This window comes from Shewanella saliphila (assembly GCF_014648295.1).
GTDB lineage: Bacteria > Pseudomonadota > Gammaproteobacteria > Enterobacterales > Shewanellaceae > Shewanella > Shewanella saliphila.
Genome location: NZ_BMQV01000002.1, coordinates 1 through 23,566, shown reverse-complemented (window position 1 = coordinate 23,566; position 23,566 = coordinate 1). Strand labels below are relative to the sequence as shown.

The window sequence follows — 23,566 nt, the reverse complement described above, 5'->3', positions numbered from 1 at the left end:
AGATCCCGGATTTATAAGAGTTACCGGGACGATCCAGGTGTTTCTTGCCTCTCGTGTCTTGTGAGTTTGACTGTCGCCTAACAGCATAAAAGCCAACACCTGGATTCCGGCTCAACAGCATTGCCGGAACGACGGAGTAGTAAGCATCTTCTGAGTACGAATGAGCTAATGATGGAGTAGTTGGAGGTTGCTCTAATCTGTCATCCCTGAGATCTTAGATCCCGGATTTATAAGAGTTACCGAGACGATCTAGTTGTTTCTTGCCTCTCGTGTCTTGTGACTGTCGCCTAACAGCATAAAAGCCAACACCTGGATTCCGGCTCAACAGCATTGCCGGAACGACGGAGTCGTTGGCATCATCCGAGTGCGAATCTTGTGACGTTGACTGTCGCCTTACAGCATAAAAACCAACACCTGGATTCCGGCTCAAAAGCATTGCCGGAACGACGGAGTAGTTAGTATCTTCTGAGTGCGAATGAGCTAATGACGGAGTAGTTGGCATCTTCTGAGTATGAATGAGCTAATGACGTAGTAGTTGCTGTCATCCTCAAGTGCTTTTATTGGGGATCCATTCTTGGCATTTGACTTTGATTGTGCACCGGCTTACCAATATTGGCCATTTCAACGTTATAGTCTCTTTTTATTCATCGGTTGCACCAATATGGTGCAATTGGCTTTATTTGTTGCACATATGTAACTCGTTTAAAGTCTAAAATAATGTTGTTCACCTCAGGTTTGATAAAATAAAACCCTATAAATTACAGTGGCTAAAAGGTGGTTTGTTCCATTTCGGGGCAACGCTTTCTGCTCTGGCACATATTCTGAATCTATTAATTTAGTAATATCGCAAAGTAACAACTAAGATTGTACTTACCGCGCTATCCAGTATTAAGTTAAAGGGACAAGATATGACCAACAGACCACTGATTTTCACTGATATTGACGGAACGTTACTCGACCACTTTGACTATAGTTTCAACCATGCCATTGATGTGATTGAAGCGCTCAATGAACGTCATATTCCCATCATAGCTAATACCAGTAAAACCTTTGCTGAAATGGAAAAACTGCAGCAAACCATCGGCATTAACTCACCGTTTATTTCAGAAAATGGTGCCGTTATCTATATTCCAATCGGATACTTTGATCAACAACCACAAGACACCGTTACCCAAGGCTATTACTGGGTTAAAGAGTTTTGCCCACCACGTCAACATTGGCTTGATTTATTAGCTCAACAAGCCGTTGAGTTTGAAGACGAGTATGTTGGTTTTTCATCTTTTAGCGTCGAAGAATTGTGCGAAGTCACCGACCTTGCCCCCGACAAAGCAAGGCTTGCACTGGTGAGACATTATTCTGAACCATTATTATGGAAAGGTGATGATGCACGTAAGCAAGAATTTATTGCACATATGACATCACTTGGCGCCCATATGTTACAGGGCGGTCGCTTTTTGCACATCGGTGGTGAAAGTGACAAAGGCAAAGCCATGAACTGGCTGGCTCAAGTGTATGCAAACCATTATCAAGCTCCGGTGACGACAATCGCATTAGGTGACAGCGGTAACGACAGCGCCATGTTAGAAGCGGCTGATATTGCCATTCAAATAAAATCTCCAACCCATGATTTTCCGGTATTACGTAAAAAACAAACCATTAAAAGCCAAGAGTGCGGTCCTAAAGGTTGGGCTGAGTGTATTACTGCAACACTACTCACATCTTCATTGGCCACATCTTCAACATCTGCGTCATTAACAGGAGCATAATATGGCTGATTTTTATCAAAATGGCATTGTCACTACAATGCACAACTTAACTCGTCGTACCCATGATGAGCTTGAACAAGATCTGCTTAAATTTGCTAAAACTCGACCACTAGGGTTGATACTACCTTCGTTATTTTCTGAGTTAGAAGGCGATGCACTAAAAGGCATAGTGGCAAAACTTAAAGATGTGCCTTACTTGTCTGAAATCGTCATTGGCTTAGATAGGGCAGATGAAGCGCAATACAAACATGCGCTGAGTTTTTTTGGTGAATTACCGCAACACCACCGTATTTTATGGAATGACGGCCCACGTCTTCAAGCGCTCGATGCCAAGTTACAAAAGTTAGGCTTAGCACCCACTGAGTTGGGTAAAGGCCGCAATGTATGGTATTGCATGGGTTACATGTTGGCCTCAAAAAAATCAGAGTCTGTCGCATTACATGATTGCGACATCGTGACATACGAGAAGTCCTTATTGGCGAGATTGCTATACCCAGTCGCCAACCCGCAATTTAATTATGCATTTAGCAAAGGTTATTACGCCAGATTATCTGATGGTAAAATCAATGGCCGTGTATCACGTTTGTTAGTCACTCCACTGATTAAAGCACTGAAAAAAGTAGTGGGTTATAACGAATATTTAGAATACATGGACAGCTTTCGTTACCCATTAGCAGGTGAGTTCTCATTCAGACGTGATGTGTTAACTGATTTACGTATCCCAAGTGACTGGGGCCTAGAAATTGGCGTACTGTCTGAAATGCAACGTAATTATGCCCCTAACCGTATTTGTCAGGTTGATATCGCCGATAATTACGATCACAAACATCAAGACTTGTCGCTAAACAATGAAGATGCCGGTTTATCAAAAATGTCGATTGATATTACTAAAGCATTTTTCCGAAAACTCGCCACTCAAGGGAACACCTTCAGCACCGAGTCATTTCGTACATTAAAAGCCACTTATTACCGTGTTGCACTCGATTATGTCGAAACCTATCATAATGATGCATTAATGAATGGCCTAACTACCGACATCCATTTAGAAGAAAAGGCCGTTGAAATGTTTGCTCAAAATATTGTGACAGCAGGGCAACGTTTTCTAGATAACCCAATGGAAACACCATTTATGCCAACATGGAGCCGAGTAGTGAGCGCAATGCCTGATGTACTTGAACAACTTAAAGAAGCGGTCGAGGCCGACAACGCTGAATTCAGTTAAGGATAAATATAAGGTTTTTTTATGTCAGTAATGGATGGATTACAACAAAAGCTACAGCATCAACTGGAGTGTATTTATAAAGACATCGATATCGAACAACCGATAAACCAATTGGTGAGTCGGTTGATTGAAATCATGCGTATTACCGAGTTTAGTCAGATACCTGAGCCTTTTGTAAACCATTGGTCAGAAAAAGACACCATAATGATTACCTATGGTGACAGTATATTGCAGCAAGGTGAGCGCCCACTTACCACCTTAGCGCAATTTATCGACAGCTACCTTGGCTGCATTAATAGTGTGCATATTTTACCGTTTTTCCCCTACAGTTCAGACGATGGCTTTGCTGTTATTGACTACTCAAGCGTTAATGAAAGCCTCGGTGATTGGGCTGATATCAGTGCCATTGCCAGTAAACGTCGATTAATGTCAGACTTAGTCATTAATCATTGTTCTAGCCGAAGCTTTTGGTTCGAAAACTTTTGTAAAGGTGAGGGGCCAGGCCACGATTACTTTTTTACCGCGCAACCCAACGATGATTTATCTGAGGTTGTAAGACCACGAACATCAACGCTATTAAGGCCAACAGAAACCCCAACCGGCACCCAACATGTGTGGTGTACGTTTAGCCATGACCAAGTGGATTTTGATTTTAGAAACCCCCAAGTTCTCATCGAGTTTGTCACTATTATTCGCCAGTATTTAGATGCCGGCGTCAGTATATTTAGGTTCGATGCAGTCGCATTTTTATGGAAAATAGTCGGCAGTAAATCAATCAACCTGGCACAAACGCATGAAATTATTCGGTTACTGCGCACGCTAATTGAGCATGCACAAAACGATGCGATGATTATTACCGAAACCAATATACCCAACACCCAAAATTTAACCTACTTTGGAAATGCTAACGAAGCGCATTGTATTTATAACTTTTCCTTGCCGCCCTTGCTCATCAATACTCTGATTACCGGTAACTGTTTGTACTTAAAGCGTTGGTTGATGAGCATGCCGCCAGCACAAGATGGCACAACCTACTTTAACTTTATCGCCTCACACGACGGTATTGGGTTACGTCCGGCAGAAGGGTTACTCGACGATGATGAAATACAAACCCTTGTCGACACCATGAAAGATTTTGGTGGGCAAATATCAGCACGTACCACCGAAACTGGTGAGCAAAAACCTTACGAAATTAATATTGCCCTTTACGATGCCCTGCAAGGCACCACAAAAGGTAAAGATTTATGGGGCATGCAACGCTTTATGTGTGCTCATTCCATCATGTTGGCCCTTGAGGGAATCCCCGGAATATACATTCACAGTTTGCTGGGTACCCGTAATGACTATGAAAAGTTGACAAATACATCACACAACCGGGCCATTAACCGCCACCGTTGGGAGCTTGATGAATTAAAGCAACAGCTGGGCGATGCACAAAGCACTCACAGCCAAGTATTGTCGGCAATGACAAAGCTCATCAATATACGCACACAACAAGCAGCATTTCATCCAAGCGCGACACAATTTACCTTACATTTAGGTCTACAGCTTTTTGGTTTTTGGCGTCAAAGTCGAAACCGTAAGCAAAGTATTTTTTGTATCAGTAATGTCTCAGACCAAGTCACCGACTTACCCATCAATGAGTTAAATCTGGTAATTTCAGAACATTGGGTCGATTTACTCACCGACACCAAAATAGAAGATATTACTCAAACAATACAATTACAGCCTTATCAAACCGTGTGGATCAGTAATAAAGGCTAGGTGAAGAGTCGGGGGGCGAAAGGGGCAAGGTACAAGTAACAAGGTGCAAGTGACAAGGTACAAGTGACAAGGTACAAGTGACAAGGTACAAGTGACAAGGTACAAGTGACAAGGGCCAAGGCACAAGTGACGAGGTGTGAGTGTATTGCTTTGTCGTCATCCCCGAGGTCTTAGAACCCGGATTTATAAGAGTTTCCGGGACGATCCAGGTGTTGTTTTAAAGCTTCAAAGCTAACAGCTGGATCCCGGCTTGAAAGCATTGCCGGGACGACGAATGCGGTCGGGCTGGCTTGAAGCTCACTTTCTCGCTGCTTGTTTATAAACCCTAGTTAACTTGACAACATTATTGCGCTCTATAAGCTTATGCTTATTAGTCAATGCTATTTTGGAGTCTGTAATGAAAAAAGTTTTTATCGCCATAGCGGTGTTAGCGTTAAGCGCATGCAGCACCTTAAAATCAAGTTCAGACTTCGATCCTTCAGTCGCATTTGAACAATACAAATCATACGCATGGATAGAAAAGAAAAATGATGATGCGGTATATCAATTAGATGGGCTAATGGACCAGCGTGTCCGCTCTGCCATTGAAACTCAGTTGAGCCAAAAAGGCATCAGTAAAGTCGACAAACAAAATGCAGACTTACTGGTAAATTACATCACCAAAGTAGATAAAAAAATCAACATTGACACCTTTAACAGCCATTTTGGATACAACCCGTATTATGGTCCTCGTTGGGGACTCGCAGGTTCAATGCAAACTGAAACCGTGGTACGCGAATACGAAGTCGGCACCATGATTGTTGATTTAGTTGACAACAAAACGGGCAAGTTAGTGTGGCGCGGTACAGTAGCCGACACAATAAGAGATCAAAATACCCCACAAGAGCGAACTGAATCAATCAATAATGCGATTGGCAAAGTGATGATGAATTACCCGCCAAAACTTGACCAGTAATCAAACGAACAGATGCCAGACTCAAGTTAGCAAAAACATAAAAACCTCGACGTTTGTCGAGGTTTTTATGTATTAAGCATTTGTGACTACATCATTAACCTCTACAGTAGCGCAATAACTGACCTTTTTTATCATTAAACTTTAGTCCTGCTTTCGATAAATTTAAGTGTAAAAAGAATTGTTATTTTTACATCAATATTTTAGGTTGCCATATTTTCTTTAAGTGGCGTATTTATAGGCGTTCGACGTAGAAAGTCATTCAAATGGATGAGTAAGTTTGCTAAAATCTATTGTGTGAATGGGAAGTCACTTACTCAGGCTGATGAGTAAATTAACACAAGCGAGAAACAATGAAATCTTGGTATCTACTGTATTGCAAACCACGTGATGAAGTACGTGCACAGCAAAATTTGGCTTTGCAAGAAGTCGAAAGTTATTTACCGATGATCGCCCAGCAAAAAACGGTCCGTAATAAGAGCAAAATGGTCACGGTGCCGCTTTTCCCAAGTTATCTATTTATCTACTTTGACCCACAAGTCACTAGCGTGAGCAAAATCCACAATACTCGTGGTGCTAACCGCATAGTAGGCTGTCGAGAAGATATGACTCCCATTGACGACAGAATTATTTCCGCGCTTAAGAGGCGTGTTCAAGGACATGTTCCTGAAGTTGAAAAGCCGCTAGCTAAAGGCGATAAAGTGAAGTTTGTCTATGGTCCATTTAAAGACCTTGAGGCCATTTTCGATGAAAATAACCCAGACAAACGTTGCCATGTACTGTTTACCATTATGGGACAGCAAAAACGCATTTTAGTTGAGCTGGATAACTTACAAACCGTTGAAAATAAAACTGATAGTTAACCGCTATTTGATGCGACTTTCGCTATAAAATTTGTAAGATTTTTGCTATATAATTTTTTGTAATGTATCTATTTGGCTTCTGTAGGAGCGAAAAGTACCATTATTAGCTTTTTAACTGCTCGAAAAGCACTAAATGTTTAAAAAGTGTTAGTGTTTTATGTTCTGTGTGCTTTTTGAACAGATTAATGCGTCCTTTTTAGTTACAATATGCGCGCTTAGACAGAAATTGGTAAACCCTGGGCAATTTGGAAGCCGTAATCCATGGGCGGTAGCGTGTCCGAAGGACATCGAATGAAAACTGTATTTTTGAATAAGTATTCGTTAAGCAGACGCCGAAAGTGATTGTCTGGAACAATCGCTAACAGCTCCAGCTGGCTCGAAGAGTGGAACACATGGACGTATGCAATATTCGTGTGCACTACTTCAGTTAAAATCCAAGGTTAAATGCTCAAATGTTTAACAATGACACAATAGTTTGATTTCATAATTTCCTTGTTCTTTTCGCTTTAACATTCAACCGCAATTTCGTTTTTTGGCTTTTAAACCAAAATACTTTCATCACTCATAAATATAGGGATAAATAATGGATTATTGGCTCCCAGTATCAGTGACTTTTCTAGTTTCATTCTTCGCAATTAAACTAGTGAAGCCTATCGCTGTAAAAACAGGACTGCTCGACTACCCATGCGATCGAAAAGTACATGATGGGCATATACCTCTTATCGGAGGTATCGCAATTTACTTTTCGGTATTAATAACCTCAATGGTGTTTATCGACCACAGTCAAAATCTAAATATTTATCTCGTGGCCGCAGCACTGGTTTTGTTTCTAGGGACCTTAGATGACAGGTATTTATTATCGGTCAAAGTCAGGTTGATCTCTCAAATCATTGTTGCTTCTTTAATGATATTCGGCACCGAAACTTACTTGCAAAGCTTTGGTTCTATTTTGGGCTTTTTTGAGTTCAAATTGGGATATGCTGGCGCAGCTGTGAGTGTTATTGCAATCATTGCAGGCATTAATGCGATCAATATGATGGACGGTATTGATGGTTTAGCCGGAGCGCTTAGTCTCATTGCATTTGGTGCATTAGCGTTTTTACTTAGCAGGCTCACTAACGAGTGGTATTTACTGCCAGTATTATTTATAGCGGCACTTCTTGCGTATTTGTTGTTCAACTTGAATTTGCATCACTCATTTAGCAAAGTGTTTATGGGTGACTCTGGAAACATGTTTATTGGTTTAACAATCGTATGGTTAATGATTGTTGGTACCGAGCTAGATACACCCGCTTTTAGGCCTGTTACCGCTTTGTACATATTAGCCATTCCATTAATCGACATGGTATCAGTCATGATCCGTCGAATGAAATCTGGTGGCTCACCGTTTACCGCCGATAGGCAGCATTTACATCATTTATTCGAAGCATATGGTTACAGCAGAAGATATGCTCTAGTCGCGATATCTTCAGTAGCGAGTGTGTTTGCTTTTATTGGTTGCCTTGCTGAAATTTACTTTGTTCCTGAATGGATTCTGTTTACATTTTTTATCTTTTTATTCATAGGTTACGCATTATGTACTCAACATATGTGGAACAGTTTAAATAGCAGAAAAAAATAACTGGATTGTTTAAATTTATTAATCAAAATCATTAGATTACATAAAATATGAAAAAAAATTGTATCGTGTCACTCTCTGCCATAATGTTAATTCTTATGGGCTGTACTTCTTCTCCACCTGTTATCGAAGCTTCTATGCCATTGTTAGAGCAACCCGTTAAATCGATTGGTGAAAATGTGCTGCCTGCTGAATTAAACACAATAATATCTCAGCAACCTCAAGGTTATGCTGGTGTTTATAACGATGTGCAATTTACATTAGGTAAGCAATACTTTTCAGCGCTTGGCAAACAATGCAGAGAAGTGTTTTTAAATTACACTACAAATAATTCAGACAAACAACGACGTATAATTTGTAAAGACAATCAAAGCGTTCAATGGTCAATTATCCCTCAGGTTATTGATAGTAAAAACAACCAAATTGACTTTGGAGCGTAATCAACATGAATAAAGCTATCAATCTTTATTGCCATAAATTGCTGTTAGGTTTACTGGTTAGTGCCCAGTTGTTAGTGTTTAGCGCTACAGCGGCAGAGCCAAACCAAATGTCATTAACCAACCTACAAAGTATGGGGACAACACAAACAACCTTACCTAATGCTTCGTTAGAAAATGGGAGTTATTCCAAAGCGCCGCGAGACGGCATTATGCTACCGGGTGAAATGACCGCCGCTGAACTATTACCAGTATCTGAAATAGGTTTACCACCTCCTTTTGGGGCAAACTTATTTGCCGGTGGTTACGAAAGTGAGCGCATTGATGGTTTAAACGAAGATTACACCATCGCACCAGGCGATAAAGTGTCTATTTGGTTATGGGGTGCGATAAATCAATCTGAAGTGATAACTGTTGATAATCAAGGTAACTTGTTTATCACCAATGTTGGCCCTGTTTATGTTGCTGACGTAAAAGCGAGCCAATTAAACAATTTTGTTAGCCAAAAAATTAAGCAAGTTTATAAAAATAGTGTCGAAATCTACGTAAACCTTTTAACCGCTACGCCAGTCAGTGTGTATATCAGTGGTAGTGTCATCCGTCCTGGCCAATATGCTGGTATCGCATCGGACAGTATTCTTTATTACCTTAAACGTGCCGGCGGTATAGACTCAGAACGCGGCAGTTATCGCTCTATCAAAGTGCTTCGTCAAAACCAGGTTGTACAAGAGATTGATCTTTATGACTTCATGTTAAAAGGCTACTTACCTAAATTTAACTTTAAAGATAACGACGTTATTTTGGTCGAACGCCAAAAAGCGACCGTAGTTGTGTCTGGCAGCGTAAGAAATCCATTCCGATTTGAATTTACCGGTAACCAAGCAGATGGCCAACAATTGGCTAAATTTGCACTACCTTTGGCAAAAGTTAGTCATGTAGGCATTGTTGGTGATCGCAGTGATGGGCCATTTTCTGTATATTTGCCTTACAATGATTTTGAAACGTTTAACTTACGTGATGGCGACCGAGTCATCTTTAATGACGACATTCGCGCCCAAGTGTTCGATATTCAAATCTCAGGTAGTTATTTAGGTCCTTCATACTTTGCGGTAAAAAAAGAAACTCGTTTACATGATTTATTAGCGCAGATTGAGGTTGATAAGAACCTAACTGACTATGAGTCTATCTATATTCAACGTAAGAGTGTTGCAACAAAACAAAAAGAGATGATTGATCAATCTCTTGAACGTTTAGAGCGTAGTGTGTTTACCGCGCCGGCATCATCTGACGGCGAGGCAAAAATTCGTGCCGAAGAAGGCAAGATGATCCTTGAGTTCACCGAGCGTGCACGCAAAATAATGCCTCTAGGTAAGGTGGTAATCTCTGATCAAGGTAAAGTCGCTAATATTCAACTCGAACAAGGCGACATCGTTTTTATTCCAGCTAAAACAGACTTAATTCAAGTCGGTGGAGAAGTACTCATGCCACAGGCATTGGTGTTTAATAAAAATGCCAGCGTTGAAGACTATATTGCCTGGGCCGGTGGTTATAGCGAACGTGCTAACTATGAACAAATTATGGTTATTCATCCAAATGGAATGATAGACCTCAATGCCAAAGGTCCTTTAAGAGCGGGCGACCAAATTTTAGTTTTACCAAAAGTAGATGCTAAAATTATGCAGTCAATTAAAGACGTAACCCAAATTATTTACCAGATTGCCATTGCGGCAAACGTGGCTACATAATCAATGACAACCATCATAAAACGTAATAATTGGGCAATATGGCGAGATGTCATATTTGCCCTTTTTGTGCGTGAATTACGAACAGGTTTTAATGACCGCTTAGGTTTAGCATGGGCTGTAGTAAACCCATTAGCTTTTATTTTTATGCTTTCGTATTTACGCGGCAGAATGAATGGTGGTGATACTCATAGTATTCCTACATTTGAGTTTATGATGTACGGCATGCTGTTTATTCAGTTGTTTTTAGATACTTTTATGAACTGCTCCAATTCAATTAAAAAAAATAAAGCCTTGTTTGCCTTTCGGCAAGTGCAACCCATTAGTAGTGTTATTGCAACGGGCGCTTTTTATTTTTTGGTTAAATTAACGGTATATCTTTTAGTATTGGTCATTATGTATTTTATTGGTATGGAGTTTCGCGTCGATGACCCTTTATCAATAATTATCAATGCTATCGCGCTCTGGTTAATCGCAATGTCACTAGGCTTGTTAGTAGCCATTTTTCAATGTTATGTACCCGAAGTGAGTAAAATACAATCAGTTTTAACTCGACCATTATTTTTTATATCAGCAGTATTTTTTTCAATGCAAGATGTACCCAAAGAGTATTGGCATTACCTTGATTGGAATCCAATATTGCATGCTATTGAGTTATCGCGGCATGCCGCTTATCACTCATACAGCTCTGAGGCCGTAAGTGAGTTTTATTTGTTTTCTTCCGGATTGATATTATTTTTTTTCTCACTATCTATTTATCACATATCTTGGAAACAGGCGATAAGTCGATGAATTATAGGTCCGGCCAACGTTTATGATTAGACTCGAAAATGTCACTAAATATTACCCATCAACACTTGGGAAACAATATATATTCGACAATCTAAATTTTGAAATCCCTTCAGGACATAACATTGCCATTCTGGGCAGTAATGGTGCAGGTAAGTCGACATTATTTAGAATTTTAGCCGGCAGTGAGTATCCAAACAAAGGCAGAGTTGTTACCGACTTGCATTTATCTTGGCCAGTCGCATTAACAACGGGTATTCATGGTCAAATGACCGGCGCAGAAAATGCCCGTTTTATAGGCATGATCAATGGTGTAGCAGATTTAGATGCATATGTGAAACGAGTACGACAATTTGCAGAACTCGGACCTAAATTTGATTTACCTGTCGGGACGTATTCTAGCGGTATGAAACCTAGACTTGCATTTGCATGCTCAATTGGCATTGACTTTGATATCTATCTTATTGATGAGGTGACATCCGTTGGTGATGCTAAGTTTAGAAATAAAGCTCGTAAGGCGCTAACCGAAAAAAGTAAAAATGCCAATGTGATTATGGTCAGTCACGAAATGGATGAACTCAGGCACTTTTGTGACAGCGCAATTGTGCTTCATAAAGGTCAATTAACTTTCTACAACGATTTAGAGCAAGGAATTGCTCAATATCAGGCATTATAATTATGACTCTAAAAGCAGTTGATAAGATAGAACAACGTTTTAAAGCACTAGCAGAAAAAACAGATGCAACCATTTGGAATGCGCCAAAAAAATTAATTAGTTTATCAAAAGAAATTGAGCAGTCAGATATTTATTTAGCGAGACGTGTATTGCAACGAGTTCGTAATTTACAACCTAATAATCCAAATGTAGTGAAAGAACTGACGCGATTATCAAATGAGATAGCGTCTAAAGCAAAAATGACCCAAACTAGCTCGTCCATAGAACATCAAGCCAGCACGACAGAAAATCATCAGTATCAAAATACTGATGAAATGAATAAGAAATCAGTACTAGACAATATAGAACTGACTATTACTCAATATTTGACGCAATTTCAGACCCAAAAGCTCAAGCAACCTTGGGTTGTAGTGTTGCTTATTCCTTTTGTTTTGTTTTCATTTTATCAATTAGTGTGGGCAGCCCCGCGTTATGAAAGCCGTGCGCAATTGATCATTCAACAACCTGATGGCATGTCAACAATGGACCCTTCAATGGCATTGTTAAGCGGGTTAGGCGTAGGGAGTAACTCTACAGCAGATACTGAATTGGCTAAGGCATATATCCATTCTGAAGATATGCTCAATTTTTTACAAAAAGAATTTAATCTTCAACAGCATTACCATGATGGCGGTGATATTTTTTCTCGGTTGAGTCGTAACCCAAGTATTGAAGATTTACTTAAATATTATATTGAACATACGATTATAGAAATTGATGAAAAGTCAGGTGTAATCAAAATATTAGTACAAGGTTTTACGCCAGAATATGCGAAAACATTAACCCAAGCGATTGTTGACCGTGCTGAATGGTACATCAATTCTATTGGTCACCAACTGGCAGATGCACAATTAGAGTTTATTCGAGGTGAACATCAAAAAGTAGAAAGTCGGCTGCGCGATGTACAAAGAAATATCTTAGCCTTTCAACAAAAAAATAATCTACTTGACCCAGAAGCCGAAGGAACTGCTCTGCAACAAATTACCTATGGATTAGAAAGCCAGATAGCAAGCAAAAGTGCCGAACTAAAAGGCTTAACGTCGGTGATGACATCAAAAGCACCACAAGTGATGATCCTTGAGTCAGAGCTTGCAGCATTAAAAAATCAGTTGGAATTAGAGCGAGAGCGCTTGTCACTCCAGCAAGGTAAGCAAGATAACTCAGGCTCAGTCAATACATCAAATCAACCTTCTTTACCTCGAAGCGGAACTGCTGTTAGTGAGGTATTAGCTCAATTTGCAGATTTAAAGATTGAATTAGAGTTAGCATTAAATGGCTATACTGCGTCGGAGATATCTTTAGATAAAGCTAGAATCGAAGCATACAGACAACTTAAATACCTAGTTGTTGTCGAATCCGCAACATTACCGCAAGATAATCAATATCCTAAAGCAACATACAATATCTTATTGTTTATGGTGTTTCAGTTAATGCTATTCGGCATAGGTAAAATCATCATTGCAACGGCAAAAGAGCTAAGATAACTCGACTTTATTATTGAGCTTTACCTATAGCAATTTATAGACAGGACGCTATATGAACATTGTTTCAAAACCTAATAACAAATACACTCGTAAAGGCATAATTTTAGCTGGTGGAACGGGTACACGTTTGTATCCATTGACTAAAGTCGTGAGTAAACAGCTTATGTCTGTTTACGATAAGCCTATGATTTACTACCCGATTTCAACATTAATGGTTGCGGGTATTACTGAAATTTTAGTTATTGCTACCCCAGATGAATTACCGCGATTTAAAGAGTTACTCGGTGACGGAAGCGATTGGGGAATTTGTTTTGAATATGTAGAACAACCAAGCCCAGACGGGCTGGCGCAAGCCTTCATTCTTGCAGAAGAGTTTTTAGAAGGGCAAAGTGCTGCATTGGTATTAGGTGACAACTTATTTTATGGTCACGATTTATCAATTTCACTGCAAAATGCGACAGCACGTGAAGTTGGCGCTACCGTATTTGGTTACCACGTATCCAACCCTAAATCATATGGTGTCGTCGAGTTTGATGAGTCAGGTAAAGCTATTTCGATTGAAGAAAAACCTCAACAACCCAAATCAAACTATGCGGTACCTGGATTATATTTTTTCGACAATCGAGTAGTTGATTTCGCGAAAAATGTTAAACCCTCAGCGCGTGGTGAGCTCGAAATAACCGATGTAATTGAGCAATATTTAGCACAACATGAACTCAATGTTGAAATTATGGGGCGCGGCACTGCATGGTTAGATACCGGTACTCTCGACGATTTACTTGATGCTGCTAATTTCATTCGAGCAATTGAAAAACGCCAAGGCCTAAAAATCAGTTGCCCAGAAGAAATTGCCTACCGCATGGGGCATATTAATGCACAGCAATTACGCGAGCTCGCAGCACCGCTTAAAAAGTCAGGTTACGGACAATACCTACTCGACATATTAGAACAAAAAGTATTTTGAGCAGAAGCAGAAAGGCTGAGACGGTTAAAGTAGAAAGTCACAAGTCACAAGTAAAGGCTTAGAAAAAACAATCCACTCGTTGCTTGCCGCTCGTTGCTTGCTGCTTGTCACTTGTCACTTGCAACTCGTTACTTACAACTCGTTACTTGCTGCTTGTCACTTTTAACTTTCCACTTCAACATCAAGAGAGATTATGAATTTTATAGATACAGCGATTCCTGATGTAAAAATCATTGAGCCTAAAGTGTTTGGTGATGAGCGAGGTTTCTTTATGGAGACCTTTCGTACAGAGCTATTTAATCAACATTGTGGTGAGCGTGTTTTTGTACAAGAAAACCACAGTAAATCATCGCATGGCATATTACGTGGGCTTCATTATCAAACAGCCAATACTCAAGGAAAGCTTGTTCGAGTAACACGTGGTGAAGTTTTTGATGTAGCCGTTGATATGCGTAAAGACTCTGCGACTTTTGGCCAATGGGTTGGCGTGTTGCTCTCAGAAGAAAACAAACGCCAATTATGGGTGCCAGAAGGTTTTGCACATGGGTTTTATGTAACAACCGAGGAAGCTGAATTCGTATATAAGTGTACAGATGTGTATAACCCATCAGTTGAAGTGTCGCTTAAATGGGATGACCCAACTGTTAACATTCAGTGGCCACTCGTTGATGGTCAATTACCGTCATTGTCAGTCAAAGATGAAGCAGGGTTAGCGTTTGCAGATGCACCAACTTTTTAATGTCATTGAATACCACCATAAAAAGACGAATAAAAACTAAATGAAAGTATTAATAACAGGTAAAAATGGCCAGCTTGGTTCAGAACTACAACGTAGTTGTCCTGACAATATAGAAATTCAATGCTTTGACAGTCAGTCACTTGATATTACCGATATTGCCGTAGTGAACGAGATTTTAATCAGTTTTTCGCCAGATATCGTTATTAATACTGCAGCCTATACTGCAGTAGATAAAGCAGAGTCAGATATTGATGCTGCCTATGCCGTTAATCAAACGGGTGCGGCCAACCTAGCCACTGCATGTAAAGCCATTAGTGCAAAATTAATTCATATTTCAACAGACTTTGTTTTCGATGGTTCTAAAACCACGCCTTATGTGTCTGCTGATGCAACAAATCCACTGGGTGTTTATGGCGCCTCTAAGCTCGCAGGCGAACAAGCGGTTAGTCGCATTCTAGGCTCGCAGGCCACCATAGTGCGCACAGCTTGGGTTTATTCTAAGTTTGGAAAAAATTTTGTAAAAACCATGCTGCGTTTAATGGCAGAAAAAGACCAACTTGGTATCGTTTATGACCAAGTTGGCACACCGACCTGGGCTGCTGGCCTTGCTAATATGCTTTGGGCGTTAGTGCAGAAGCAAAGTGACAAGGTTGGAGCTGAGAGCAAGACATTAAATCAGACGAAAATTCTTAATTGGACCGATGCAGGTGTAGCCTCATGGTATGACTTTGCAGTTGCAATCCAAGAGCTGGCTATAGAGCAAGGCTTATTAAATAAAGCGATACCTATTAGTGCAATTCCAGCATCAAGCTACCCAACACCAGCAAAACGCCCAGAATTTAGTGTGCTAAATAAAACTGAAGCAGAAGCGCTAACAAGTGTAAAAACCATACACTGGCGCAAACAATTAAAATCTATGCTAGAGCAGGTTAAAGCTGAGAAGGTGAAAGTCGAAAGTGACAAGTAACAAGAAGAGCTGAGAAAGGAATAGTAGAAAGTCGAAAGTGACAAGTAACAAGAAGAGCTGAGAAAGAATAGTAGAAAGCCGAAAGTGACAAGTAACAAGAAGAGTTGAGAAAGGAACAAGTAGAAAAGGATAAACTAAAAAACAAACAGACAAAAGTTAAGTGTTGGACTAAGGTTTACAATCACTAAATAACAGTGAAAAGGACTGTTTATGAGATTTGAAGACCTTGATATCTGGAAACGTTCGGTAATTTTGTCTGCTGAAATTTATATTTATTTCAGGAGTTCGCGTGATTTTGGGTTTAAAGATCAAATTACACGTTCTTCTTTGTCAGTACCATCAAATATTGCTGAGGGTTTTGAAAGAAAAAGTAGAAAAGAGTTTGCTATCTTTTTGTCATATGCCAAAGGTTCTTGCGGTGAATTAAGAACTCAAATCTATATTGGAATCAAGATCGAATATATTGCATCTGAAATCGGTACTCAATGGATTAGAGAGTCAGAAGAAATCTCAAGAATGATTGCAAGTCTAATGGCAAAAAAGCTCCAATAGCTATGTTTTTTTAACCTTTGCCACATACTACTTGCCGCTTGTTACTTGCTATTTGTCACTTGCTATTTGTCACTTGTCACTTGTCACTTGTCACTTGTCACTTGTCACTTGTCACTTGCTATTTGTCACTTGCTATTTGTCACTTGCTATTTGTCACTTGCTATTTGTCACTTGCTACTTGTTACTTGTTACTTGTTACTTGTTACTTGTTACTTGTTACTTGTTACTTGTTACTTGTTACTTGTTACTTGTTACTTGTTACTTGTTACTTGTTACTTGTTACTTGTTACTTGTTACTTGTTACTTGTTACTTGCTATTTGTCACTTGCTACTTGTTACTTGCTACTTGCTACTTGCTACTTGCTACTTGCTACTTGTTACTTGTTACTTGCTACTTGCTACTTGCTACTTGCTACTTGCTACTTGCTACTTGCTACTTGCTACTTGCTACTTGCTACTTGTTACTTGTTACTTGTCACTTTTGATTAAAAATCTCGGGTGTAAAGCCCCAAATATGTGAAATGGAATATAAAAATGGAACAACGTAATTTGCTAGTTACCGGTGGTGCTGGTTTTATCGGGGCTAATTTTGTCCATTACTGGTTGGCTAATCATCCACAAGATAAGGTCGTAGTATTAGACGCATTAACTTACGCAGGAAATAAAGCTAACCTTGATCTAGTTGCTGACAACAATAAGATGATTTTTGTGCATGGCGATATATGTGACACGCCATTAATCGAATCGCTCATCGATACCCATCAATTAAATACCATAGTCCACTTTGCTGCAGAGTCACATGTTGACCGTTCAATTACAGGTCCAGATGCCTTTATCGAAACCAATATTCTAGGCACCTATAGTTTATTAAAAGCCGCTAAGAAAAAGTGGATAGATGAGCCAAAAGCACAAGGTAAACCTACAACAGAACACCGTTTCCATCACGTGAGTACCGATGAAGTTTACGGCACCTTAAGTGCAACCGATCCCGCTTTTACCGAAGAAACGGCTTACGCCCCTAACTCCCCCTATTCAGCATCAAAAGCGGCAAGCGATCATTTAGTACGTGCTTATCACCACACCTATGGCTTAGAAGTAACAACCTCAAATTGTTCAAATAACTACGGCCCATACCACTTCCCTGAAAAACTGATTCCGTTAATTGTCACCAACATCCTTAATGACAAACCATTGCCGGTTTATGGTGATGGTCAACAAATTCGTGATTGGTTATACGTTGAAGACCATGCGCGTGGTATTGAGTTAGTGCTGAATAAAGGCCGCATAGGTGAAAACTACAACATTGGCGGTAACAATGAGTGGGCTAATATCGATATTGTAAAACTAGTCTGCAAAGTAATGAACGATAAATTCGCATCAGATAGCAGCTTATCTGCTCGCTTCCCTAACGCAAAATCAGCGATTGCGGGTAAAACTGAATCACTGATTACTTACGTGCAAGATCGTGCCGGTCACGACAGACGATATGCGATTGATGCAACCAAAACAAATAATGAATTAGGTTATAAACCAGCAGAAAGCTTTGAAAGTGGCTTCGCTAAAACGCTCGACTGGTATTTAACCAATGATAATTGGTGGAAAGCAGTATTAGATGGAACATATCAATCAAAATAAATTAGGAATAAAAATGCAAATTGTACCTGTAATTATGGCCGGTGGTTCTGGTAGTCGTTTATGGCCGATGTCGCGTGCGCTTCACCCAAAGCAATTTTTAAAGCTAACTAGCTCAAACAGCATGTTGCAAGAAACAGTACTACGTACTTTACCTTTTGCTGATAATAAAAATATTGTTATTTGTAATGAAGACCACCGTTTTTTAGCGGCAGAGCAATTAAGAGAAATTAATCAATTAGGGCAAATAATCTTAGAGCCTGTTGGCCGAAACACTGCCCCAGCAATTGCATTAGCAGCACTTGAACTACAAAAACAAAATAGTGAAGCGTTAATGCTAGTGTTAGCAGCTGATCATGTCATTAAAGATGTGGCTGCATTTGAGGAAAGTGTAAAAAAAGCGACCGTTGCAGCACAACAAGGTAAAATGGTGACTTTTGGTATTGTGCCTACCCATGCCGAAACGGGATACGGATATATTAAACGTGGTGAACCACAACTTTCTGGTTATACCGTTAATCAATTTGTAGAAAAGCCAGACTTAGCAACTGCACAAGAATACCTCAATAGTGGTGATTACTATTGGAATAGTGGCATGTTTTTGTTCAAGGCTTCAGATTATTTAAAAGAGCTGCAAAAACATCGTCCTGATATCTATCAAGCATGTTTACAAGCTATTGATCATACCACTTCAGATCTCGATTTTATTCGCGTAAACGAACAAGAATTTTTAAAATGTCCATCAGAATCTATCGATTATGCGGTAATGGAAAAAACAGATAATGCCGTCGTTATCCCATTAGATGCCAAATGGAGTGATGTGGGAGCCTGGTCTGCACTTTGGGATATTTCTGATAAAGATGTCAATAATAACGTTATGCAAGGTGATGTATTAACCCACAATAGCAACAATAGTTATTTTAACGCCGAACATAAAATGATTGCCGCTGTAGGCGTTGATAATATTGTTGTTATTGAAACAAAAGATGCCGTTTTAGTTGCCCACAAAGACAAAGTACAAGATGTAAAAGCAATTGTTGAACAGCTTAAGTCACAAAACAGAACAGAACATCATCTACATCGTGAGGTTTATCGCCCTTGGGGGAAATATGACTCAATCGATTTTGGTGAGCGTGACCAGGTTAAACGTATTACCGTAAAGCCGGGTGAGAAGTTATCAATTCAAATGCACCATCATCGCAGTGAGCATTGGATTGTCGTTTCTGGCACAGCAAAAGTGACCAATGGTGAGCAAACCATTATTGTTACAGAAGACCAATCAACCTACATTCCGCTGGGTACGATTCATGCTTTAGAAAACCCCGGCAAAATACCATTAGAAATGATTGAAGTGCAAACCGGAAGCTACTTAGGCGAAGATGACATTGTCCGTTTTGAAGATCGTTATGGGCGTGTAAAAGGGTAATCACAGATGGCCAATATATTAAATAGTCACCATATATTAAAAAATAGTCAAATTGCCTTTGGAACCAGTGGTGCCAGAGGACTGGTTAGCGATTTTACAAATAATGTATGTGGTGCTTTTACCCATGCTTTTATCGACGTAATAAAACCTGAGTTTCGCTTTGATACCATTGCCATCGCAATCGATAATCGACCAAGTAGCCATAGTATGGCAATGGCATGTGCTAAAGCTGCCCAGCAGGCCAATATAAAGGTCATTTACTATGGCGTTGTGCCAACGCCTGCTTTAGCTTATGTGTCGATGCAGCTAAATCTACCTTGTATTATGGTAACGGGCAGTCATATTCCATTTGACCGTAACGGATTAAAATTTTATCGACCAGATGGTGAAATCACCAAACAAGATGAAGTCGGTATCTTAAATGCTCAAATTGAATTTGAAGCTATTACAAATACAACTGAAATCGAAGTCAATCCAGATGCGTTAAATCAATACATTTCTCGATATACCTCATTGTTTGCAAATCAACCATTACTAGGTAAACGCATTGGTATTTATGAACACTCAAGTGCGGGTAGAGATTGTTACCATACAATTTTTAACCAATTAGGTGCAGATGTTATTCGTCTAGAGCGCAGCGATGTTTTTGTACCTATAGATACCGAAGCCGTTGCAGAAGAAGACAGAGTAAAAGCACGTAATTGGACTCAGCAGTATCAATTAGATGCCTTGTTTTCGACTGATGGTGATGGCGACAGGCCATTACTTGCCGATGAGCATGGCGAATGGCTTAGAGGTGATATTTTAGGCTTACTATGCGCACAAGCACTAAATATTGAAGCGTTGGCTGTTCCCGTTAGCTGCAATACAGCCATTGAGTTAACACAGAGTTTTAAGCAAGTCATAAGAACAAAAATTGGTTCACCTTATGTTATTGCCGCATTTGACACCTTAAAAAATCAATACCGCTCTTTTGCTGGGTTTGAGGCCAACGGTGGCTTTTTGTTAGGCAGTGACATTGCAGTTGGTGACAAGGTATTAAAAAGCTTACCGACTCGAGACGCAGTATTACCCGCTATTATTGCCTTAACTGCAAGCATGACAGAACCGTTATCAAAATCGGTTAATGCTTTACCTAAACGCATTACGGCTAGCGATCGAATTAAAAATTTCGCAACCGAGTGTAGTAAAGCTATCATTGCCAACGCGGCAAAGGCACCACAACAATTTGTTTTAGCATTGGGTTATACCCAAAAAATCATTTCAAATATTAATCAAACTGATGGTTTAAGAATTACCTTTAATGACGGTGATATTATCCATTTACGTCCATCAGGTAATGCGCCTGAGCTACGTTGTTATGCAGAATCAGATGTTGAGCAACAAGCTCTCGATTATGTTAGTAACACCTTATTAAAAGTTCAAACAATATAATGAATACTAAATTTAGCCGTTTTAGTCGCGACATACACTAAAGGACCTATCATGAAACTACTGGTTTTTTGTGGTTTATTAAATATAGAAAATAAACAAGCGTTAGTTGATATGTTTTTGAGTCACAATGCAATTAACTTAAATGACGCTGTAGCAAGTAATAACCTACAACAATTAAATGACTATTTATTGAACTTACAGCAAGGTAAAGCACAAATAGAATACCAAGGTAAAGTCGCGATTTACTTTTATAATGGGGATGTTGAGTTACTAAATAATACACCTTTAAACAGCGATAATTATCATTATATTTCATTTTATTCAGCGCCTGAAGTAAGTATAGCGTCATCACTCAGTGAGCACGATTGGGTAAGTTATTCAAGTGCAATACTAGAGCTACACTTATCCAATATGGAGCAGTCATATCTGATCAATCAAGCCGATATCGTTAACCATGTTGAGCAAATAGTTAAATTATTTAATAGTGTTTCTGGCTTAGTGCTTAAAAAGCTAACAGTAAAACAACAAGCTGAAAATTTACTGAGCATCGCCCAAATCGTTCAATCTATTAACAGTATCAAAAGTAACCCTCAGCTACAGCAATTGTTCGAGCAGTTAGAAGGCGCAGCTGACATTAATAAAACCGACTATGGTTTACCTGCAGAAGCAAGGCTAACGATTGGGTTATCAATGTTGCTAACCACGGCTAAAGAGACTCAACAAGATGTAACAAAATTAGCAAGCCGCATTGATGGTTTGCAACAGCAAAATAGCGCGTTAATAGAGCAAGCTACGGCAGGCGATGCCGAAAAAGAATTAGCGTTATTGCAAATAAACCAGTTGCAAGAAGAACTTGAAATTACGCACACCCAAAGCCAAAAGCTTGCAATTGAGCATCATGCTGTCACAGAGCAAAAAAAACAAATACAACAACAGTTAGCCCTTGATACTGCGTCATTCACTGACAGATTAGCACAGTCAGAAATATTGCAAGCAAAGCTAACTAGCGAAAACGAATTAGCGTTACTGCAAATCAGTCAATTACAAGAAGAACTTGAACAATCATTTGTTAATAGCGAACAACTTAAGGCTGATAATCAAGTTAATCTCGAGCAGTTAGCACAAGCTGAAAGACAACAAGAGTTGTTTACCAACGAAAGCGAGTTAGCGTTACTGCAAATCAGTCAATTACAAGAAGAGCTTGAGCAATCGTTTGTTAATAGCGAACAATTTAAGGCAGAGCATCAAGTCAGTATCGAGCAGTTAGCTCAAACTGAAAGACAACAAGAGTTGTTGACCAATGAAAGCGAGTTAGCGTTACTGCAAATCAGTCAGTTACAAGAAAAGCTTGAGCAATCGTATGTCAATAGCGAACAACTTAAGGCAGATCATCAAGTCAGTATCGAGCTGTTAGCACAAGCTGAACGGCAACAAGAGTTGTTGACTAGTGAAAACGAATTAGGATTACTGCAAATCAGTCAGTTACAAGAAGAGCTTGAGCAAACGTTTTTAAACAATCAAACACTGTCGCAAAAGCTTGATCATAAAAATGCTGAACTTAAAAAACTTAAAGATGAGTATAACCAAAAAATGGCCAATAATATTTCAATTGAGCAATCCATTACCAACGATAATGAATATCAAGCAAAAATAAAGGCTCTTGAATTGAAGATATGTGATTTAGAATCTGAGAATGAATTGGCCTTATTGCAAATTACTCAATTGCAAGAAGAATTAGAGTTTTATTATATCAAATTACAGCAAGGCGGACAGTGGACGCCAATATCAATAAGCAGTGATGTGAGTGTACCACATTATCTCCAAAATACGTTATCGTTACTGACGTTATAATCAATGTCGGTTAACCAAGTCTCTCAGCAACGGCTGATAATAATAGACCCTGGTTTACGAGAGCTAGGAGGGCATCACCCCGCGACTGTGTTAGCGATAGCTGATGCCTTTACAAATAATGAACAGGTTAGTATTGAGCTTTTATGCCATCAAGATTGCCCAACAGCATTTACAGAAAACTTAAACAGCAAGGTTAAGGCCACTCATCACTTTACAACCGATTTTTACCAGTATTTTTACCAATTACCCAGCTATCAAGAATTACAGCAATACTGCAGCCGTCTTGCCTTAGAATATATTAGTGCAATCAGATTGTGCCTTTCGACGAATAAGAAAGATCAAAAAATAGTATTTTGGTGCCATACCCTAAATTGGCAACATGCTAAAGCATTAGCATTAGCATTAGATGTATTGAAACAAAATCATGGGGCTGAATATGTTGCAAAAATAACAATAATCGTCGGTTTAATGTACAGTCCGTTTGATTCAACACAAAGCATTAAGCGTAAAATGCATTATGAGTCAGGGGCTGATTACACTTTTTGACCAGCGCCAAAAATAATATCTTCCCTGAAATCATCACTCCAACAAGCCCTATTGAATTTCTGATTTTGGCTTGTTTTAGCGGGATGTAGCTTCACTAGATTTA

General features: G+C 39.4%; 20 protein-coding genes and 1 pseudogene. 20 read left to right on the top strand and 1 reads right to left on the bottom strand.

Annotated features, from left to right (window positions below):
• The first annotated feature begins 908 nt into the window (after positions 1 to 908).
• The 20 genes from IEY48_RS01780 to IEY48_RS01685 all read left to right on the top strand — a co-directional run bounded on the left by IEY48_RS01780 (position 909) and on the right by IEY48_RS01685 (position 23,463).
• A complete protein-coding gene (locus tag IEY48_RS01780; protein WP_188916670.1) occupies positions 909 to 1,766 on the top strand; it encodes an HAD-IIB family hydrolase in 858 nt (285 codons plus the stop codon).
• Between the two features lies 1 nt (position 1,767).
• On the top strand, positions 1,768 to 2,988 hold the full coding sequence (locus IEY48_RS01775; RefSeq protein WP_188916668.1) for a glycosyltransferase family protein: 1,221 nt from the start codon (positions 1,768 to 1,770) through the stop codon (positions 2,986 to 2,988).
• 21 nt (positions 2,989 to 3,009) lie between these two features.
• Positions 3,010 to 4,752 carry a sugar phosphorylase gene (locus IEY48_RS01770; protein WP_188916666.1) on the top strand — a complete coding sequence of 581 codons (1,743 nt, stop codon included), beginning with the start codon at positions 3,010 to 3,012 and terminating at the stop codon, positions 4,750 to 4,752.
• Positions 4,753 to 5,149: 397 nt separating this feature from the next.
• Positions 5,150 to 5,707, top strand: a complete 558-nt coding sequence (locus tag IEY48_RS01765) for a DUF4136 domain-containing protein (RefSeq protein WP_188916664.1) — start codon at positions 5,150 to 5,152, stop codon at positions 5,705 to 5,707.
• Between the two features lie 350 nt (positions 5,708 to 6,057).
• Positions 6,058 to 6,567 (top strand): transcription/translation regulatory transformer protein RfaH, encoded by a 510-nt coding sequence (rfaH, locus tag IEY48_RS01760; protein ID WP_188916662.1) that lies wholly within the window; start codon positions 6,058 to 6,060, stop codon positions 6,565 to 6,567.
• A gap of 583 nt (positions 6,568 to 7,150) precedes the next feature.
• Positions 7,151 to 8,188, top strand: coding sequence for a UDP-N-acetylglucosamine--undecaprenyl-phosphate N-acetylglucosaminephosphotransferase (gene wecA, locus IEY48_RS01755; RefSeq protein ID WP_188916660.1), 1,038 nt, complete (start codon positions 7,151 to 7,153; stop codon positions 8,186 to 8,188).
• 47 nt (positions 8,189 to 8,235) lie between these two features.
• Positions 8,236 to 8,625: an RT0821/Lpp0805 family surface protein gene (locus IEY48_RS01750; protein WP_188916658.1), complete on the top strand. Its 390-nt coding sequence runs from the start codon at positions 8,236 to 8,238 to the stop codon at positions 8,623 to 8,625.
• A gap of 5 nt (positions 8,626 to 8,630) precedes the next feature.
• Positions 8,631 to 10,367 (top strand): polysaccharide biosynthesis/export family protein, encoded by a 1,737-nt coding sequence (locus tag IEY48_RS01745; RefSeq protein ID WP_188916657.1) that lies wholly within the window; start codon positions 8,631 to 8,633, stop codon positions 10,365 to 10,367.
• 3 nt (positions 10,368 to 10,370) lie between these two features.
• Entirely contained in the window at positions 10,371 to 11,156 is a 786-nt protein-coding gene (locus tag IEY48_RS01740; protein WP_188916656.1) for an ABC transporter permease, read from the top strand.
• A gap of 22 nt (positions 11,157 to 11,178) precedes the next feature.
• Entirely contained in the window at positions 11,179 to 11,829 is a 651-nt protein-coding gene (locus tag IEY48_RS01735; RefSeq protein WP_188916655.1) for an ABC transporter ATP-binding protein, read from the top strand.
• A gap of 2 nt (positions 11,830 to 11,831) precedes the next feature.
• Positions 11,832 to 13,352 (top strand): KpsE/RkpR family capsule polysaccharide export protein, encoded by a 1,521-nt coding sequence (locus IEY48_RS01730; RefSeq protein ID WP_188916654.1) that lies wholly within the window; start codon positions 11,832 to 11,834, stop codon positions 13,350 to 13,352.
• A 52-nt stretch (positions 13,353 to 13,404) separates the two neighbouring features.
• Positions 13,405 to 14,316, top strand: a complete 912-nt coding sequence (rfbA, locus tag IEY48_RS01725; RefSeq protein WP_188916653.1) for a glucose-1-phosphate thymidylyltransferase RfbA — start codon at positions 13,405 to 13,407, stop codon at positions 14,314 to 14,316.
• A gap of 193 nt (positions 14,317 to 14,509) precedes the next feature.
• Positions 14,510 to 15,055: a dTDP-4-dehydrorhamnose 3,5-epimerase gene (rfbC, locus tag IEY48_RS01720; RefSeq protein ID WP_188916652.1), complete on the top strand. Its 546-nt coding sequence runs from the start codon at positions 14,510 to 14,512 to the stop codon at positions 15,053 to 15,055.
• Positions 15,056 to 15,095: 40 nt separating this feature from the next.
• Positions 15,096 to 16,022: a dTDP-4-dehydrorhamnose reductase gene (gene rfbD, locus IEY48_RS01715; protein ID WP_188916651.1), complete on the top strand. Its 927-nt coding sequence runs from the start codon at positions 15,096 to 15,098 to the stop codon at positions 16,020 to 16,022.
• A 210-nt stretch (positions 16,023 to 16,232) separates the two neighbouring features.
• Entirely contained in the window at positions 16,233 to 16,574 is a 342-nt protein-coding gene (locus IEY48_RS01710) for a four helix bundle protein (protein ID WP_188916650.1), read from the top strand.
• Positions 16,575 to 17,108: 534 nt separating this feature from the next.
• A complete protein-coding gene (gene rfbB / locus IEY48_RS01705; RefSeq protein WP_188916649.1) occupies positions 17,109 to 18,209 on the top strand; it encodes a dTDP-glucose 4,6-dehydratase in 1,101 nt (366 codons plus the stop codon).
• Between the two features lie 13 nt (positions 18,210 to 18,222).
• Positions 18,223 to 19,632 (top strand): mannose-1-phosphate guanylyltransferase/mannose-6-phosphate isomerase, encoded by a 1,410-nt coding sequence (locus tag IEY48_RS01700; RefSeq protein WP_188916648.1) that lies wholly within the window; start codon positions 18,223 to 18,225, stop codon positions 19,630 to 19,632.
• A gap of 6 nt (positions 19,633 to 19,638) precedes the next feature.
• Complete coding sequence (locus IEY48_RS01695; RefSeq protein ID WP_188916646.1) at positions 19,639 to 21,066, top strand: phosphomannomutase; 1,428 nt, start codon at positions 19,639 to 19,641, stop codon at positions 21,064 to 21,066.
• 51 nt (positions 21,067 to 21,117) lie between these two features.
• On the top strand, positions 21,118 to 22,917 hold the full coding sequence (locus IEY48_RS01690; RefSeq protein WP_188916644.1) for a coiled-coil domain-containing protein: 1,800 nt from the start codon (positions 21,118 to 21,120) through the stop codon (positions 22,915 to 22,917).
• Positions 22,918 to 22,920: 3 nt separating this feature from the next.
• The gene (locus tag IEY48_RS01685) at positions 22,921 to 23,463 is read left to right on the top strand and encodes a hypothetical protein (protein ID WP_188916642.1); all 543 of its coding nucleotides are present in this window, start codon (positions 22,921 to 22,923) and stop codon (positions 23,461 to 23,463) included.
• On the opposite strand, the pseudogene IEY48_RS01680 reads toward IEY48_RS01685, so the two are convergent.
• Positions 23,451 to 23,566 (bottom strand): annotated as a pseudogene (locus tag IEY48_RS01680) (ISAs1-like element ISSpu13 family transposase); the annotation flags it as partial. The gene IEY48_RS01685 and the pseudogene IEY48_RS01680 sit on opposite strands and share 13 nt — an antisense overlap.

Excerpts from the sequence above, each read along its gene's own strand:
- rfbA (WP_188916653.1), top strand. The coding sequence starts at position 13,405 with ATGAACATTGTTTCAAAACCTAATAACAAATACACTCGTAAAGGCATA.
- IEY48_RS01690 (WP_188916644.1), top strand. The coding sequence starts at position 21,118 with ATGAAACTACTGGTTTTTTGTGGTTTATTAAATATAGAAAATAAACAA.
- rfbB (WP_188916649.1), top strand. The coding sequence starts at position 17,109 with ATGGAACAACGTAATTTGCTAGTTACCGGTGGTGCTGGTTTTATCGGG.
- IEY48_RS01740 (WP_188916656.1), top strand. The coding sequence starts at position 10,371 with ATGACAACCATCATAAAACGTAATAATTGGGCAATATGGCGAGATGTC.
- IEY48_RS01770 (WP_188916666.1), top strand. The coding sequence starts at position 3,010 with ATGTCAGTAATGGATGGATTACAACAAAAGCTACAGCATCAACTGGAG.
- rfbD (WP_188916651.1), top strand. The coding sequence starts at position 15,096 with ATGAAAGTATTAATAACAGGTAAAAATGGCCAGCTTGGTTCAGAACTA.
- IEY48_RS01685 (WP_188916642.1), top strand. The coding sequence starts at position 22,921 with ATGTCGGTTAACCAAGTCTCTCAGCAACGGCTGATAATAATAGACCCT.
- wecA (WP_188916660.1), top strand. The coding sequence starts at position 7,151 with ATGGATTATTGGCTCCCAGTATCAGTGACTTTTCTAGTTTCATTCTTC.
- rfbC (WP_188916652.1), top strand. The coding sequence starts at position 14,510 with ATGAATTTTATAGATACAGCGATTCCTGATGTAAAAATCATTGAGCCT.
- rfaH (WP_188916662.1), top strand. The coding sequence starts at position 6,058 with ATGAAATCTTGGTATCTACTGTATTGCAAACCACGTGATGAAGTACGT.
- IEY48_RS01730 (WP_188916654.1), top strand. The coding sequence starts at position 11,832 with ATGACTCTAAAAGCAGTTGATAAGATAGAACAACGTTTTAAAGCACTA.
- IEY48_RS01735 (WP_188916655.1), top strand. The coding sequence starts at position 11,179 with ATGATTAGACTCGAAAATGTCACTAAATATTACCCATCAACACTTGGG.
- IEY48_RS01745 (WP_188916657.1), top strand. The coding sequence starts at position 8,631 with ATGAATAAAGCTATCAATCTTTATTGCCATAAATTGCTGTTAGGTTTA.
- IEY48_RS01710 (WP_188916650.1), top strand. The coding sequence starts at position 16,233 with ATGAGATTTGAAGACCTTGATATCTGGAAACGTTCGGTAATTTTGTCT.
- IEY48_RS01700 (WP_188916648.1), top strand. The coding sequence starts at position 18,223 with ATGCAAATTGTACCTGTAATTATGGCCGGTGGTTCTGGTAGTCGTTTA.
- IEY48_RS01780 (WP_188916670.1), top strand. The coding sequence starts at position 909 with ATGACCAACAGACCACTGATTTTCACTGATATTGACGGAACGTTACTC.
- IEY48_RS01750 (WP_188916658.1), top strand. The coding sequence starts at position 8,236 with ATGAAAAAAAATTGTATCGTGTCACTCTCTGCCATAATGTTAATTCTT.
- IEY48_RS01765 (WP_188916664.1), top strand. The coding sequence starts at position 5,150 with ATGAAAAAAGTTTTTATCGCCATAGCGGTGTTAGCGTTAAGCGCATGC.
- IEY48_RS01775 (WP_188916668.1), top strand. The coding sequence starts at position 1,768 with ATGGCTGATTTTTATCAAAATGGCATTGTCACTACAATGCACAACTTA.
- IEY48_RS01695 (WP_188916646.1), top strand. The coding sequence starts at position 19,639 with ATGGCCAATATATTAAATAGTCACCATATATTAAAAAATAGTCAAATT.